Genomic DNA, 15,403 nt, shown 5'->3' on the forward strand with positions numbered 1-15,403 from the left:
GCTCAGGCCTGAGCAAAAGCCCGCAACACCTCCAGCACTGGCGCCGCGCCCGGCGGCAGCATGGCCTCGTCGGCATGGACCAGCGCCAGCTCGCGGCTCAGCGGCGGGTTCAAGGGGCGCAACTGCATGCGCTCATGGCCGACCCGTCGCTGCGCCTCCTGCTCGCTTTCCAGCGGCAGCAGGGCCGCGCCATAGCCGGCCGCCACCAAGCTCTTCATCGCCTCGGTGAAATTGAGCTCGATGCGCGCGCTGGGGTTGAAACCGGCCTGGCCGAACCAGGCCATGGTCATGCGGTACATCTGGGTGCTGCTGTCGTTGAAGATCAGCGGCTTGTCGGCCAGCCAGGCCGGGTCCAGCTGCGCGGGCGCCTCCCAATCGGCCGGCAGAAAAGCCACCATGGGATCGCGCCGCCAGGGCGTGCAGCGAAGGCCGGTGCCGCCGGGCAGGGGCAAGGTCACGAGGCCGATGTCCAGGCGCCCAGCATCCAGCCGCGCCAAAGTGTCGGCCGAGCCGAACACGCTGAGCTCCACATCGATGCCCGGATGCTGCTGCGCCAGCGCCTCCAGCACTTGAGGCAGCAGATGCACGACCACGCCCGTGGCCGTGCCCAGGCGCACCCGGCCGACCAGGCCACGCGCATGGCGTCGCACCTGGGCCTCGGCGTCCTCGGCATCGCGCAAAAGCTGGCGGCCGCGCTGCACCAACTCCTGACCGGCCGGGGTCAGGCTCAGGCCGGCGGCCCGCGCGTCGGCGCGCGGCGCACCTTTGCGGCGCAGCAGCAAGGTGGCGTCGAGGCGCGATTCCAGCTCGCTGATGTGCAGGCTCACCGTCGGCGGGGCCAGGTGCAGGGCCTGGGCGGCGGCAGCAAAACTGCCCAGGTCGGCAATCGCCACCAGGGTGCGGATCTGGTCCAGACTCAGGCATCGCATCAGATTTCCTGATCTTTCCAATCAGTTCATTCTACTTTTCAAACCATACCTCAAAACCCAAGATGGCGACCACTCGCTACCCACCCGGTGAACGCCATGAGCCCCAAGCACTTTCCCCTGCTTTTACAAGCCCTGCTGCGCATGCTGGAACAAGGCCGGCAAGCCCGCCGTGCACGGGCCGAGCTGCGCGCCATGGATGGTCGGGCGCTGAACGATCTGGCCCTGGGTCCCGGAGAGGTCGAGGCCGTGCTGGCCGGGGCCACAATCAAGACCGATGGCGCACCGCCTCGGCCGCGCCCAGCCCGCCCGACTCATCAGCCCCATGGACTCACTGTTCTTCGCACCCCAGACCTTTGACCAGGCCGCCCCGGCCCTGGCCTATGTGCAGCAGATCTACCAGGCCGGCCTGCAGCAACTGCGCCGCGCGCTGCAGGACTTTCTCGCCGGCCAGGACATCGCCCCGGTGCGCGCCTGCTACCCCCTGCTGCGCCTGCGTGTGGGCAGCAGCGCGCGCGAGCAGCGCCAGGTTTCGCGCCTGGCCTACGGCTTTGTTGCCGGCCCCGGCGTGTATGAAACGACTCTGACACGACCCGAGCTGTTTGCGCGTTACTACCTGGAACAGTTCGAGCTGCTGCTGCAGAACCACGGCGTGGAGCTGGAGGTCTGCAGCAGCAAGCAGCCCATCCCCCTGCACTTCGCGCTCGACGAGCAGGCCAGCCTGGACAGCCAGCTGGCGCCCGAACGTCGCCGCCTGCTGCGCAGCCTGTTCGATTTCCCCGAGCTGGCCGATATGGACGACGGCATCGCCAACGGCACGCAAGAGCTGCCATCCGGCGCGCCCCAGCCCCTGGCCCTGTTCACAGCGCCGCGGGTGGATTACTCCCTGCACCGCCTGCGCCACTACACCGGCACCAGCCCCGAGCACTTTCAGAACTTCGTGCTCTTCACCAACTACCAGTTCTACATCGACGAGTTCGTCAAGCTGGGCCAGGCGCTGATGCGCGAGCGGCCCGACCCGGCCCGCCCGCATGAGCTGGACGACTGCATCGCCCTGGTCGAGCCTGGCAACCGCATCACGCGTCGCGTGGGCCTGAGCGCCGAGGACGCCGATGCCTTGGGCCAGTTGCCGCCTCGCCTGCCGCAGATGCCGGCCTACCACCTGATCCGGCGCGACCGCAGCGGCATCAGCCTGATCAATATCGGCGTCGGCCCGGCCAATGCCAAGACCATCACCGACCATGTGGCCGTGCTGCGCCCGCATGCCTGGCTGATGCTGGGCCACTGCGCCGGCCTGCGCAACAGCCAGCAGCTGGGCGACTATGTGCTGGCCCATGCCTATGTGCGCGAGGACCATGTGCTGGACGAGGACCTGCCGCTGTGGGTGCCCATCCCGCCCCTGGCCGAGGTGCAGGTGGCGCTGGAAACCGCCGTGGCCGACATCACCCAGCTCAGCGGCCTGGAGCTCAAGCGCCTGCTGCGCACCGGCACGGTGGCCTCCACCGACAACCGCAACTGGGAGCTGCTGCCCAAGACCCGCCACGGCGGCCCCGAGCGCCGCTTCAGCCAGAGCCGGGCCGTGGCCCTGGACATGGAGAGCGCCACCATCGCCGCCAACGGCCTGCGCCTGCGCGTGCCCTACGGCACCCTACTCTGCGTCAGCGACAAGCCCCTGCACGGCGAGATCAAGCTGCCCGGCATGGCCGACCAGTTCTACCGCGCCCGCGTTGACCAGCATCTGCAGATCGGCCTGCGTGCCGTCGAACTGCTGCGCCAGGGCTCGGCCGCGCAGCTGCACAGCCGCAAGCTGCGCAGCTTTGCCGAGGTGGCCTTCCAGTAGAGAATCCATCAAGCCGCCCTGCGTCCACTGCAAGCGACAAGAACAACCAGAGCCCGCCACCATGCTGTTTGACAACCCCACGCTGTTCAATGTGCTGCTGGTGCAGGCCCTGGCTGCGGCCCTCCTGTTCTTGGCCTTGAGTGGCTGGCGCAGCGGCCCGGCCACGCGCTGGGCCCAGGCCTGCATGGGTGCGAACGCGCTCGGCTGGCTGCTGATCGAGGCCAGCGCCAATCAGCCCGAGCTGGCGCGCGGCCTGCAAACCCTGGCCATGGTGGCCTTCAGCGCCGGCCTCAGCGCGCTCTGGTGGGCCTTGCAGCTCTGGTTGCTGCGCCGTCGGGGCCTCTGGCTGATGGCGGCGGCGCCGCTGTTGCTGGGCCTGGGCTATGGCATTCACTTTCATGACAGCGTGAGCTTCCGTCTGGCCTGGAGCCAGGCCTGGCTGGGCCTGCAATGCCTGATGCTGACCTTGAGCCTGTCCCTGCCGCGGCCGCCGCAGGAGCTGCATCCGGACATGAGCGCGACCGCAGCCGAGCTGCAGCCCAGCAGTGTCAGCCTGCGCTGGCGCGCACTGCTGCTGTCCGCCATCGTGCCGATCGGCCTGATCTGCCTGCTGCGCGCTGCCTTGACGGCTGCGGGCCTGCAAGATGCCAGCGGCCTGGCCAATCTGCACCTGACCGGCGCGGCCAACAGCCTGCTCGGCCTGACCGTGCACTGGAGCCTGACGGCCGGCCTGCTGGGCCTGGTGCTGGCATGGCGCGGCGAGGCGGAGGCGGAACTGGCTCGCTTGGCCCAGACCGACAGCTTGACCGGGCTGGCCGACGCCCGAGCCTTCGCGGCCCGCTCGGTGGCGCTGATCTCCATGGCGCGCCGGCACCAGGAGCCGCTGGCCCTCGTGCTGCTGGACTTGGACCATTTGAAGGCGATCAACGCCAGCCATGGCAATGAGGGTGGCGACCGCGCCCTGGCCCTGTTCGGCAGCTGCATCCAAGCGCAGATGCGGCTCGGCGACCTGGCCGGGCGCATCGGCCCCGAAGAGTTCGGCGTGCTGATGGCGCGCTGCGACGCCCAGGGCCCTGAGGCCCTCGATGCGCGCTTGCGCACCGCCCTGGCGCAGCGTGCACCAGCGGAGCTCGGTTTCGAGCTGGCCTACAGCGGCGGATGGGCCAAGCTGAGGCATGGCGACCGCGACATCGAAGACCTCAAGCGCCGTGCCGAAACCGCGCTGTATGAGGCCAAGCGCGGCGGCCGCGCCCGTCTGCAGGCCGAGCCCGGTCTGCAGGACTGAATTTCTCAGGCCTGGCACGCCGCTTGCATGCAAGCAGGACAAACCCGGGGGATCACCCGGGCTCTTGATTCCTTTTGCACGCACCCGGAGGCCAGGCCATGTTTTCCACCATCCTCTCTGCCAAACCCGCCGCCAGCGCTTTCACCGCCCGCAGCGCCCTGATGGCGCCCGAGGCTGCTCGCAAGTGCCTGACCGCCTCGGCACTGCAGGCCGTCAAAGGCCAGCAAGCGCTGTGCGTGCGCAAGATTGGCCCCAACGATCTGCAGTGGCTGCCGGCACTGTGCGACCTGCTGATCGACGGCGTGCACCGGGGCGCCAGCCTTGGTTTTCTCGCACCCCTGTCACGCTATGCCGCACTGACCTACTGGCACGGCGTGTTCGCCCGCCTGGGCCCGCAACACAGCCTCTGGATTGCCTGCGACAGCGACAGCGCCGACGGCAGTGACTCGCACGTGCCCAGCGGCCCCTTGCAAGGCGCGGTACAGCTGTCGCTGGCACCGCACAGCAATGCGCACCACCGTGGTGAAGTGCAAAAGCTGATGGTGCACAGCCAGGCGCGCGGCCGCGGCATTGCGGGCCGACTGATGGCCCGACTGGAATGCAGCGCCCAGGCACAAGGGCGCTCACTGCTGGTGCTGGAGGCCCAGGCCGGCTCGCAAGCCGAGGCGGTGTTCGTCCACCTGGGCTGGCAGCGAGCCGGAGAGATCCCGGACCATGAAGCCTGTGCCGATGGCCGGCTCCATGGCTCGGCGCTCTACTACAAGCGCTTGACGGCCGACGCCGCTACAGCGTGATGCCGCAGGCACGCCGGCGCCCGCCGGACTTGGCCAAATAAAGCTGCTCGTCGGCCGCCGTGACCAGGTCGGACGCCGCCAGCGTGCCGTGCGGGCGCAGCGCCGCCACCCCGATGCTGACGCTCAGGCAGGGCGCCACGTCGGAGTCGGCATGGGCGATGTCCAGCGCTGTCATGGCCTGTCCCATGGCCTCAGCCAGGGACAGGGCACCGGCCAGCTCGGTGTCGGGCAGCACGCAGGCAAACTCCTCGCCGCCAAAACGGCTGAGCAGATCCGCTGGGCGCTTGAGCTGCGCCTTCAGCGCCATCGCCACCCGGCGCAAGCCGTCGTCGCCGGCCAGATGGCCATAGCGGTCGTTGAAGCGCTTGAAGTAGTCGACATCGATCATCATCAGCGCCAGGCTGCTGCCCTGGCGGCGCGCCCGCTGAAACTCACGGGCCAAGCGCTCGTCGAAATGCCGGCGGTTGTAGACCCCGGTCAGACCATCGATGAAGACCAGCTCACGCAGCAAATCACTCTGGACCTTGAGCGTCAGATGGGTGCGAACGCGCGCGCGCACCACGGCCGGGCTGAAGGGCTTGCTGATGAAATCCACCGCGCCCAACTCCAAGCCACGGGTTTCGGTCTCGGCATCGCTGTGCGCGGTGACGAAAACCACCGGCAAGGCTGCAAGCTCGGGGTCGGCCTTGATCTGACGACAGACTTCGTAGCCATCCATGCCGGGCATCTGGATGTCCAGAAGCAGCAGATCGGGTTGTTTGTCGCGGCACAGCTGCAGGGCCTGGGCGCCCGAGGTGGCCATGAAGACTTGGTGGTCATGGGCGAACACCTGATAGAGCGCCTGGATATTGGCCGGCTGGTCGTCAGCAATCAGCAGGCGAGGCCGCCGGCCCAGTTGCTGCACGAGGTTGAAGCTTTCGCTGGAGCCGCCGGGGATCGCAGTCATGAGGCCTCCTGCAGCTCGCGGGCCAAATGCAAGGCCTGGGCAAAGTCCAGGGCGCTGACGGCCTCGTCCAGCCGCTCAGCCAGCGCACCCAAACGAGCCCCGTGCTGGCGCTGCAGCTCGGCAAAAGCTTCGGTGGCATCCATGTCGAAATCCTCCAGCATGCGCATGAAGCCCTGCAGGGCGGCGCGGAAGGCCGCATCATCGCCGGCCGCCGCCTCGACAGGCGGCGCCTGCTCGACCGGAGTGAGCTCCAGTGCCGCCAGCTCACCGGCCAATTGCTGCAAGTCCTGACTGCCCTGCAACACCTGCTGCTGCAGATCGACCAGCCAGGCCTCGCCCAGCGCCTGCCCCTGCTTGAGCAGGGTTTCACCCTCAGCACCGCGCTCGGACAGGCGCTGCGCGCCCAGCGTCGCAGCCAAGCCCTTGAAGCTGTGCAACGCCAACATGGCGCCGGCGCGGTCATCCTGCGCCAGGCAGCTGCGCAGTTGCGCGTCCATCTGGCCCGCCGACTTGCAGAAGGAACTCACCATGCGCTGGAACAGCGCCGTCTTGCCCATGAAACGGTCCATGGCGGCCTGCAAATCGACGCCCAGACTCTGGGCCCGCTGGCGCAGCGCGCCCGGCACGGCCAGCGTCGGGAAGCTGCGCTCGGGCTGCACCGGCGCCTCGGGCGCGACACGGCCGCTCAAGCGCAGCAGCACCTGGGCCAGATGTTCGAGATCGAAAGGCTTGCCGACATGCTCGTTCATGCCCGCGGCCAGACAGTCTTCGCGGTCCGAGGCCATGGCATTGGCCGTCATGGCGACGATGGGCAGCTCGACCAAGCCGAGCTGCTGCCGGATCGCGCGCGTGGCGGTGTAGCCGTCCATCACCGGCATCTGCACATCCATCAGCACGACATCGAAACCGTCGGGGTCGGCGCGCAAGACATCGACAGCGATCTGCCCATGGCCCGCCAGCTGGACCAGCGCACCGGCGTCTTCGAGCAGCTCCTGGGCCACTTGCTGATTGTTTGGGTTGTCCTCCACCACCAGCAAACGCAAGCCCTGCAAAGGACGCAGCGATGGGGTGGTGGCTGGGGCGGCCGGCACCGGCTGGCCGAGTCGCGCCTGAGCCGCCCGCAAGGCATCCGACAGCATGGCCGGTGTGACCGGCTTGACCAGGAAGCCCTGCAGCAGCTCTTGATCCTGATCGCTGCGTTGGCTCAGCAGCTCGCGGCCATGGGCCGTGACCATGATCAGCAGCGGAGCCGTGGCGGCGCTGTCCAGGGCATGAATCCGCCGCGCCGTCTCGAAGCCGTCCAGGCCGGGCATCTGCCAGTCGATCAGCACCAGTTGGTAGCCTTGAGCTTCGGAATTGGCCGCCTCCAGCCGAGCCAAGCCGGCCTCGCCGGAGCTGGCCAAGTCGGCCTGCCAGCCCAAGGTCTGGGCCATCTGCCCGAGCAGGGTCAGGGACAGCGGGTTGTCGTCCACGATCAAGGCGCGCAGCGGCGGCGCTGAACGCTCTGTTTGCGGCGGCGCTTCGGCGGCATCCGGCACCAGCGGCAAGGTCAAGGTGAAAGCAAAGCGACTGCCCTGCCCGACCACGCTGTCCAGGCTCAAGTCGCCGCCCATCAGCTGCACCAGGCGCTGACTGATGGCCAGACCCAGCCCGGTGCCGCCAAAGCGGCGAGTTGTTGAGGCCTCAGCCTGCGTGAAGCCGGAAAAGATCTGTGCCTGATGTTCGGGCGCAATGCCAATGCCGCTGTCACGCACCGAGAACTCCAGTTCGGCTTCGCCAGCCTTCAGGCTGAGCAGGCGCAAGGCCAGCACCACTTCACCGCGCGGCGTGAACTTGACGGCATTGCCACAGAGATTGATCAGCACCTGCTGCAGTCGCAGGGCATCGCCGACCACGGCCGGCGGCAGGGCCGGGTCGAGATCGAACAAGACCTCGACCGGCTTGGGGCCGACCGTCGCCGAAAGAATCACCGACAAATCACGCAGCAGCGGCTCCAGGCGGAAAGGCTGCGGATCCAGGGTCATCTTGCCGGCCTCGACCTTGGAGAAATCCAGAATGTCATTGAGCAGGCCCAGCAACGAGCGCGCTGCGCCTTCGGTCTTGCTGGCGTAGTCCAGTTGCCGTTCGCTCAGCTCGGTCTTTTGCAGCAGCTTGAGCATGCCCAGAATGGCGTTCATGGGCGTTCGGATCTCATGGCTCATATTGGCCAGGAACTGGCTCTTGGAGCGTGAAGCGCTCTCCGCTGCCTCGGTGGCGCGCATCAGATCGGTGATGTCGATGCGGAAGCCCACCTGATGCCCATCGTCCATGCGGCGTTCGACAACTCGGACCCAGCGCCCGTCACCGAGCTTTTGCAGCGGACTGACCTGCCCCTCACGGTGGGCTTTCATGCGCTCGGCCACCCATTCATCCACCCGGCCCTGTGCCTCCGCATACTGGCCCCGTTCGGCGCCGCCGCGGATGATGGACTCGAAGCTTGCACCCGGCACGATCAGGTCGGCGGACGCGGCATACATCTGGCGGTACTTCTCATTGCAGAAGACCAGGCGGTCGTCCGCGTCGTAAAGCACAAAGCCCTCGTTGACGGCATCAATCGAACCGCGCAGCAACGCTTCGGCGCGCAAGATCTCGGCCTCGGCACGTTTGCGTGCGCTGATGTCGACATAGGTGGTGACAAAACCACCGCCGGGCATGGGAGAGCCTCTCACTTCCAGGGTGTCGCCATTCGGCCGGGTGCGTTCGAACTGATGCTCGCTGGGGTGACGGGCGCGCTCGATGATCTGCTGCACGGTGGCTTCCAAGTCGGCCGGCTGGCCATATTCGCCGCGCGCCGCATTGAACCGGATGATGCTCTCGAAGCTCGTGACCTCGCCGTCGAAAAGATCGTCAGGAAAGTCCAGGAGGCGCCGAAATTGGGCGTTATGCGCCAGCAGGTTGAGTTGGGCGTCAAACACGCTCAGAGCACAAGGCAGGTTTTCCAGCACGCTGCGCAGCACCTGGTTGGCCTGCCGAGTCTGAGCCTCAAGAGCGCGCTGCAGGGTGATGTCTTGGTAGGTGCCGAACACCCGCAGGGCGCCATGGTCGTCGAAGGACGCCTCGCCGACCGAGCGCACCCACAGCTCACGCCCCTTGCTCGTGCGCAAGCTGAGTTCCAGATCCCAAGCGCGCCCCGAGGCGGCTTGGTGCAAGGCTGCTTGCAGAGCCGCCCGGCCCGGCTCGGCCAGGTGCGAGAGCGCCAACTCCAGGGACATGGGCGTGTCCAGGCTGACTTCGTGCAGGCGATAGGTCTGGTCGGACCAGGTCAACTGCTGGCTGGCCAGATCCAGCTCCCAGGCGCCCAAGCCGGCCAGCCTCTCGGCACGGTCCAGCACGACCTGGTTGCTCTGCAGGCGCTGGGCAGAGCGCTTGGCCGCACTGATGTCGGTGCGGATCGAGATGTACTTCTCGAGCTTGCCCTGCAAATCAAAAATGGGCGCGATGATGCTGTCCACCCAGTAGAGCCGACCGTCCTTGGCCCTGTTGCATAGCTCGCCGCGCCAGCTGTGCCCGGCCTGCAGCTGTTGCCAGACGCCACGCCAGAACTCCGCCGGGTGATGCCCGGAATTGACGATGCGGTGGTCGCTTCCCAGCAATTCTTCATGGCTGTAACCGCTGATACGGCAGAAAGCTTCGTTGGCCTCGATGATGGTGCCCGCCGGGTCGGTGATCGAGACGATGGCGTGCTGGTGGATGGTGCTGAGCAGAGAGCGGTTCTCACCGAGCGCTTGGGCCAGATCGGCCGTGCGAGCAGCAGCCAGCGCCTCGGCACGATGCCGTCCCGAGATCAGCAGCCAGCTGGCCAAAGCGAGACTCAAACTCAGGCCCAGGCCGCTGAGGGCAATCCATTGGACCGGGCCGCGGTCGATCTGTTGCTCAAACGCCGGCGTGCTAGCCAGCTGCAAATGCAGTCGCTTGCCGCCAAACTCCAATCGCCGCTCGATCTGCCAGTCGGCTTCTCGCGGCACACTCCGTGTCTCATAGAGGGGGCTCAGTTGCTGGGGCCCATCATCGGAGAGCAGGCGGAAGTCCAGGAGTTGCTCGCTGACGTCGGCCACACCGGCCATCAGCTCATGGACCAGCAAGGGCGCGTAAACCAGGCCTACAAGTGCGCGCAGATGCTGATCTGGTGTCTGCGGATCGGCCCCGCGCCGATAGACCGGCACCAGGAGCAGCAGACCAGGCCGGCCGGCTTCGTCCTGTAGCAAGTTGACACGCCCGCTCAAGGTATCCCGCCCGGTGAGTACCGCCCGTTCGACGGCTTCACGTCGCAGCAGCTCCTGCCCCATGTCGTATCCAAGGGCTTGGATGTTGTTGGCCAGGGGCTCAAGATACTTGATCACGTACAGATCTTCAGCCGTAGCCCCGGGGCTGCTTTGGACCCGAAAATCGGGCATGCCGTCCGCCTTGGCCTCGGCCGTGAAACGATCGAGATCCGCCCGCAGAACGCGCTCGATGAAGCCGAAGCCGCGAATGCCGGGGAACTCCTGCTCCATCTGGCGCGAGTCCACATAGTTGCGGAAGTCTCCGCGTGTGACCGCGTCGCTGGCCGCATAAACACCGCGCGCACCCTTCAGGCCATAGGTCGGCTGGCGCAAGCGCTGCTCAATCTCGCGCTCGATGCGAGAGGCCAGGATGTCAAAGCGGAGCTGAGCATCCTGCGCGATTTCAGCGTGCTTGCTCAGGCTGAGCAAGGCGGTCAGGGCCGCCCCGACCAAGGCCACGGCCACCGCGGCGATTGCGGCCGTCGGACCACCTGAGCGGAACTTCTGCCACAGGGCGGCAGGTGTTGCGACCCGAAGATGGTGCAGGCCAGGCAGGGACATCAGGCAAGCGGCTGCAGGCCGCGCAAAGAGTCAGAGGCGACCCCTAGTTTAGGCACCGGCCTTGCAAACGCGAGGCACAGAAACGCTGGTTTCAGGGCGCAGACCCAGCGATACCTAGCGCGTCACTGCACGCGCTTGACCCGCGGCGAGCGGTTGAGCCCGTCAAACTCCATGAAGTAGGTCCCCAAGGCTCCGCGGCGCACCAGAACGCGTTGATTCTCGGCCTGGAGCACGCCGCTGCTGCCATCGACCACCTGCCACAACTGGCCATTGGCGAGCTGAATGATCTGGTTCGGGCCCCAACCGTCCAGCTCGCGCGCCAGACGACTGGAGACGGTCTGAGCCTCACCCGCTCGGGCGTTGACCGGCAAACCAAAACCGTCAGCACTGCCGGCAGCGGCCTGGACCGGCGCGGGGGCAGCAGGCGTCGAGGCTGGTGCGGCTGGGCCTGCGCTGGCGGTCACGGCGGCTGCGGACAGAGGCGAGAGCGCGTCGTAGCAACTCAGTCGCTTCTGGGGGTCGGCGATCTTGCGGCAGGTCTGCAGGTCCGTCGCGGCCACGGTAAGCGCCGAACCCGTCAGGACGAAGAACACGGAGGCGCGGCTGATTGCTCGCATGAGGACTGCCCTTATTGGAAGTTGATCAGAAAGTAGCCGCTGTCCAGCGCGCACACCACTTCACTCCGGCGCGCGCAGGCCCTGCAGCAAGGCATCTTTGTCGGACCATTGCCGTTTGATCCACATGGAAATCCCGGCCCGCAGTCGCTTGTCTGCCATCGGATTGCCGCCGACCAGTTCGACGGGAATCGGCCGTTGCTGCACACGCACCACCACACGCCCGCACCGGCCGCTGAGCAAGTCCCAAAAGCTAGGCGTGCCGTCGGGGTAGGCCAAGGTGACATCTAGCATGGCCTCGAACTGATCGCCCATGGTGGCCATGGCCACGCTCAGCGCCCCGACCTTGGGTTTCAGCAGATGCTGGTAGGGGCTGTTCTGTTCGGCATGCTTGGCAGCGCTGAAGCGCGTGCCCTCGACGAAGTTGATCACCGTGGTCGGGATGGTCTTGAAGCGCTCGCAAGCCTTGCGCGTGGTTTCCAGGTCATCGGCCTGCGAGCTGGCATTGCGGCCTCGCTTCATGAAAGGGAAATCCAGAGCCCACCAAGCCAGACCGATCACCGGCACCCACATCAGCTCCCGCTTGAGAAAGAACTTCAGGAAAGGAATGCGGCCGTGGAAGACGCGCTGCAGCACCAAGATATCTACCCAGGTCTGGTGGTTGGGCGACACCAGATACCAACCCCGTTCATGCAGCCCATCCATACCCTGCACATCCCAAGGCGATGGGTTCAGTGCGGCAATCCATGCATTGTTGAATGCCACCCAGCCCGCCGCGATCGCATTGAGTGTCCGGTCGCACAGGCGTCGCACCGGCAAGACGGGCAGGATGAGCTTGAGCAGAGCCGGCGGCATCATCAAGGCCACACCGATCACAGTGTTCAGGGCGAGCAGCACGCTGGCCAGAATGCCGCGCAAGGGCGCCGGCAGCAGGAGGTGGAGAAGATTCGAAGGCCGGGTCATCAATCAGAGTCGGTGGAAGGAATCGGAGCTGAGCAGTCAGCGTGGGCCGGTATTTTAGGTGCAGAGCTCTAAAGAGGCCGGCTGCGCATGCTCGGGCCAAGACCGTGCATCGTAGTCCCTGAGACTCAGGCAAGCCCTGGCTGACTGCAAAGAAAGCATAAGCCGTGCGGCTGGCGCAGCAACATGGCATCGCAAGGACTGCGCCAGGCACTTGAGCGGGCAATCGGCGCGCGCAAAGCAAAACGCCAACCTCACGGTTGGCGCTTCGACATGATGGTTGCGGGGGCAGGATTTGAACCTACGACCTTTGGGTTATGAGCCCAACGAGCTACCAGACTGCTCCACCCCGCGACTGATGGGTGATGAAAACAAAGGCCACCGAATTCGGCAGCCTTGCTGTTGTTCATGGATCTTGCTGTCAGAACCGCTCGGAGACTTTTCCGGGCCGCACTGCACTAGTATTTGGTTGCGGGGGCAGGATTTGAACCTACGACCTTTGGGTTATGAGCCCAACGAGCTACCAGACTGCTCCACCCCGCGACTGAAGCTAGCAGTATAGCGCACTTTCTGCCCCGGCGTCAAAGTCCAGCGGCAGAAAGCGAAGAAAGGAAGCGTTCGGCGTTCTGAAAGCCGATCACGCGGACGCCGGTCAGCTCCTGGCCTTGTGCATCAAAGAAGATCGAGCCCGGCGGGCCGAAGAGCTTGAAGCGCTTGAGCAGCTCGCGGTCAGCCGGCGTGTTGGCCGTGACGTCCGCCTTGAGCAGCAGTGCCCCAGCCAGTCGCTGGCGCACCGCGGGGTCGGTGAAAGTGAATCGCTCCATCTCTTTGCAAGACACACACCAATCGGCATAGAAGTCCAGCATGACAGGCCGACCAGCGGTGGCGAGCGCCGCGTCAAGCTCGGCCACGCTGTGGACCTTCTGAAAATTCAATGCCCCACCGGCAACTGCCGCGCCGCCAGTCCTGGCCTCGGCCACGCTCAGCCCGGCCAAAGGCTTGAGCGGATCGGTTCCGCCGCTGGCCGCTCCCACCACCTGCAGCAGGCCATAGACAAAGGCCAACACGGCGGCCGTCTTGCGCAACCAGGTACGCGGGCGGTGCACAGCGTGGGCTGGCTGAAACAAGCCGAGCATGGCCGAGGTGCCGATCAACAAAGCGCCCCAGAGTGCCTGGGACAGAGCCGCAGGCAGAACCGGCTGCACGGTCCACAGCGCGACAGCCAGCAAGAGCATGCCGAAGAAATGCTTGACGCCGTCCATCCAAGCGCCAGCGCGCGGCAGCAAGCTGCCGGCGGAGGCCCCGAGCAGCAGCAAAGGCACACTCATGCCGCTTGCCAGAGCGAAGAGTGCACTGCCTCCAAGCACCACATCGCGAGACTGGCTCAGGTACAACAAGGCACCGGCAAGCGGGGCAGCCACACAAGGGCTGACGATCAGGGCCGACACGCCGCCCATCACAAAGACCCCGAAGAGATGGCCAGCCGGAAGTCGCTGCGAAGCCTGCGAGAGCCCCCCACTCAGTCCGCTGGGCAGGCTGATCTCATAAGCGCCGAACATAGACAGAGAGAACAGCACCAGCGCGCTGGCGAATGCCGCCAGGACCCACGGCTTTTGCAGGGTGGCAGCCAAGCCCTCACCAGCGAGGCCGGCGGCGACACCCAGGGCGGTGTAGATCAGCGCCATGCCCAAGGAATAGCTCGTCGCCAGCAACAGGCCGCGCCCACGGGTGGCTTTTCCGCCCTGAGCTTCACCAACAATGATGGACGACAGAATCGGCAACATGGGCAAGACACAGGGCGTGAGCGACAGCAGCAAGCCGGCAACAAAGAAGACGCCGACCACAGTCCAGAATTTCCCAGACTGCAAGGCAGCATCCAGCCGATTCGACTCTGACACTGGGGCAGTCGCAATCGACGCAGCGTCCAGCGTGGGAGCCGCGGCCGTGCTGCTCTGCTGCGCTGCAAGTGCCCCACCTTCAAGCGCCGGCTTGACTTCACTGGCACCACCCCCAAAGGCAGCCAGGCGCACCTGGAACTCAGAACTCATGGGCGGATAGCACAAGCCCTTGTCGGCACAGCCTTGACCACTGACCAGCAACTTGAACGGCCCAGTCGCCTGCTCAACCGCGACCTTGACCACCAAGGCCTCGCGGTAGACCTCGACTTCCTTTTGAAAGGTCTCGTCGAACTTGACCTTGCCTTTGGGGATGGCGAGCTCACCCAACTTGGCGTCTGCCGACTCCGCCTTAAACTGCTCACGGTACATGTAGTACCCCGGCGCAATGTCAAAGCGGACCTCGACGCTACGTTCATCGAGCGGCTTCACCGAAAGCTTGAAAGCCTGCTCAGGGTCCAGAAAATCGTCCGCGCGAGCCAAACCGGGCTGCAGCACCAAGCTCAGCAAGAGCAGCAAGCCTGCAAGCGGCCGCAAAAGGTTAGATGAAGAGAACAGACGCATCATGGGCAAACGACACCCGGCCCTGCGGCCGCGGGTGTTCCATAGGTCAAAAGATTCGAAGGCAAGGAGCAGCCACGTGATGACTGCCTGAGGCGCGGAACTGTACGCCGAAAGCCCGCCGGTGCGCCCAGACTGGCGCAACTGACCCGACTCCAGGCCGGGCTCCGTTCGCGCAGCGCCCAAAAAAAAGGCCAGCACGTCGGCTGGCCTTCATTTGCAGGCAATCGAAACTGAAAGACTCAGCTCCGGCGCCCTGGCTGCGCTGGATTTACTCAGCAGCTTCGCCAGCAGTCTCGGCTTCGCCGCGGTCCACCAGCTCAACGTAGGCCATGGGAGCGTTGTCGCCCACACGGAAACCCATCTTCAGGATACGGGTGTAGCCACCCGGACGGGCAGCGAAACGCGGGCCCAGCACATCGAACAGCTTGACGACCATGTCGCGGTCACGCAGGCGGTCGAAAGCCAGACGGCGGTTGGCAACGGTCGGAACCTTGGCCAGGGTGATCAGGGGCTCGACAACGCGGCGCAGTTCCTTGGCCTTCGGGACCGTGGTCTTGATGGCTTCGTGCTGCAGCAGCGAGTTGCACATATTGCGCAGCATCGCCTTGCGGTGTTCGGAGGTACGGTTCAGCTTACGGAGGCCGTTACGGTGACGCATGGTGCTATTCCTTTCTCGATTAATCCCAGCAGCCGTATCAGGTACTGCCCGGGTGCACC

At 65.8% G+C, this 15,403-nt stretch carries 11 protein-coding genes and 2 tRNA genes; 4 read left to right on the forward strand and 9 right to left on the reverse strand.

Annotation, left to right across the window (positions count from 1 at the left end):
• Positions 1-2: 2 nt before the first annotated feature.
• The gene (locus tag ACQY39_RS23995) at positions 3-929 is read right to left on the reverse strand and encodes a LysR family transcriptional regulator (RefSeq protein ID WP_428510605.1); all 927 of its coding nucleotides are present in this window, start codon (positions 927-929) and stop codon (positions 3-5) included.
• Positions 930-1,025: 96 nt separating this feature from the next.
• On the opposite strand from ACQY39_RS23995, the gene ACQY39_RS24000 reads away from it, so the two are divergent.
• The 4 genes from ACQY39_RS24000 (at position 1,026) to ACQY39_RS24015 (ending at position 4,845) form a co-directional block, all read left to right on the forward strand.
• Entirely contained in the window at positions 1,026-1,286 is a 261-nt protein-coding gene (locus ACQY39_RS24000) for a DUF1127 domain-containing protein (RefSeq protein ID WP_428510607.1), read from the forward strand.
• A complete protein-coding gene (locus ACQY39_RS24005; protein ID WP_428510609.1) occupies positions 1,252-2,766 on the forward strand; it encodes an AMP nucleosidase in 1,515 nt (504 codons plus the stop codon). The genes ACQY39_RS24000 and ACQY39_RS24005 overlap by 35 nt, the downstream gene beginning before the upstream one ends.
• Positions 2,767-2,827: 61 nt before the next feature.
• Positions 2,828-4,051 carry a GGDEF domain-containing protein gene (locus ACQY39_RS24010; RefSeq protein ID WP_428510611.1) on the forward strand — a complete coding sequence of 408 codons (1,224 nt, stop codon included), beginning with the start codon at positions 2,828-2,830 and terminating at the stop codon, positions 4,049-4,051.
• 98 nt (positions 4,052-4,149) lie between these two features.
• The gene (locus ACQY39_RS24015) at positions 4,150-4,845 is read left to right on the forward strand and encodes an N-acetyltransferase family protein (protein ID WP_428510613.1); all 696 of its coding nucleotides are present in this window, start codon (positions 4,150-4,152) and stop codon (positions 4,843-4,845) included.
• On the opposite strand, the gene ACQY39_RS24020 is transcribed toward ACQY39_RS24015, so the two are convergent.
• From ACQY39_RS24020 to rplQ, 8 genes are all read right to left on the reverse strand, one after another.
• The gene (locus tag ACQY39_RS24020; RefSeq protein ID WP_428510615.1) at positions 4,835-5,791 is read right to left on the reverse strand and encodes a diguanylate cyclase; all 957 of its coding nucleotides are present in this window, start codon (positions 5,789-5,791) and stop codon (positions 4,835-4,837) included. The genes ACQY39_RS24015 and ACQY39_RS24020 overlap by 11 nt on opposite strands.
• Complete coding sequence (locus ACQY39_RS24025) at positions 5,788-10,653, reverse strand: PAS-domain containing protein (RefSeq protein WP_428510617.1); 4,866 nt, start codon at positions 10,651-10,653, stop codon at positions 5,788-5,790. The genes ACQY39_RS24020 and ACQY39_RS24025 overlap by 4 nt, the downstream gene beginning before the upstream one ends.
• Before the next feature lie 122 nt (positions 10,654-10,775).
• Positions 10,776-11,270: a hypothetical protein gene (locus ACQY39_RS24030; RefSeq protein ID WP_428510619.1), complete on the reverse strand. Its 495-nt coding sequence runs from the start codon at positions 11,268-11,270 to the stop codon at positions 10,776-10,778.
• Positions 11,271-11,330: 60 nt separating this feature from the next.
• Complete coding sequence (locus ACQY39_RS24035) at positions 11,331-12,230, reverse strand: acyltransferase (protein ID WP_428510621.1); 900 nt, start codon at positions 12,228-12,230, stop codon at positions 11,331-11,333.
• Between the two features lie 274 nt (positions 12,231-12,504).
• Positions 12,505-12,581, reverse strand: a tRNA-Met gene (locus ACQY39_RS24040).
• A gap of 112 nt (positions 12,582-12,693) precedes the next feature.
• Positions 12,694-12,770 (reverse strand) — tRNA-Met (locus ACQY39_RS24045).
• 38 nt (positions 12,771-12,808) lie between these two features.
• A complete protein-coding gene (dsbD, locus tag ACQY39_RS24050) occupies positions 12,809-14,689 on the reverse strand; it encodes a protein-disulfide reductase DsbD (protein WP_428510623.1) in 1,881 nt (626 codons plus the stop codon).
• Between the two features lie 265 nt (positions 14,690-14,954).
• Positions 14,955-15,344, reverse strand: a complete 390-nt coding sequence (rplQ, locus tag ACQY39_RS24055) for a 50S ribosomal protein L17 (RefSeq protein WP_263521011.1) — start codon at positions 15,342-15,344, stop codon at positions 14,955-14,957.
• Positions 15,345-15,403: the final 59 nt, after the last annotated feature.

This window comes from Roseateles sp. (genome assembly GCF_965262435.1).
Lineage (GTDB): Bacteria > Pseudomonadota > Gammaproteobacteria > Burkholderiales > Burkholderiaceae_C > Paucibacter_A.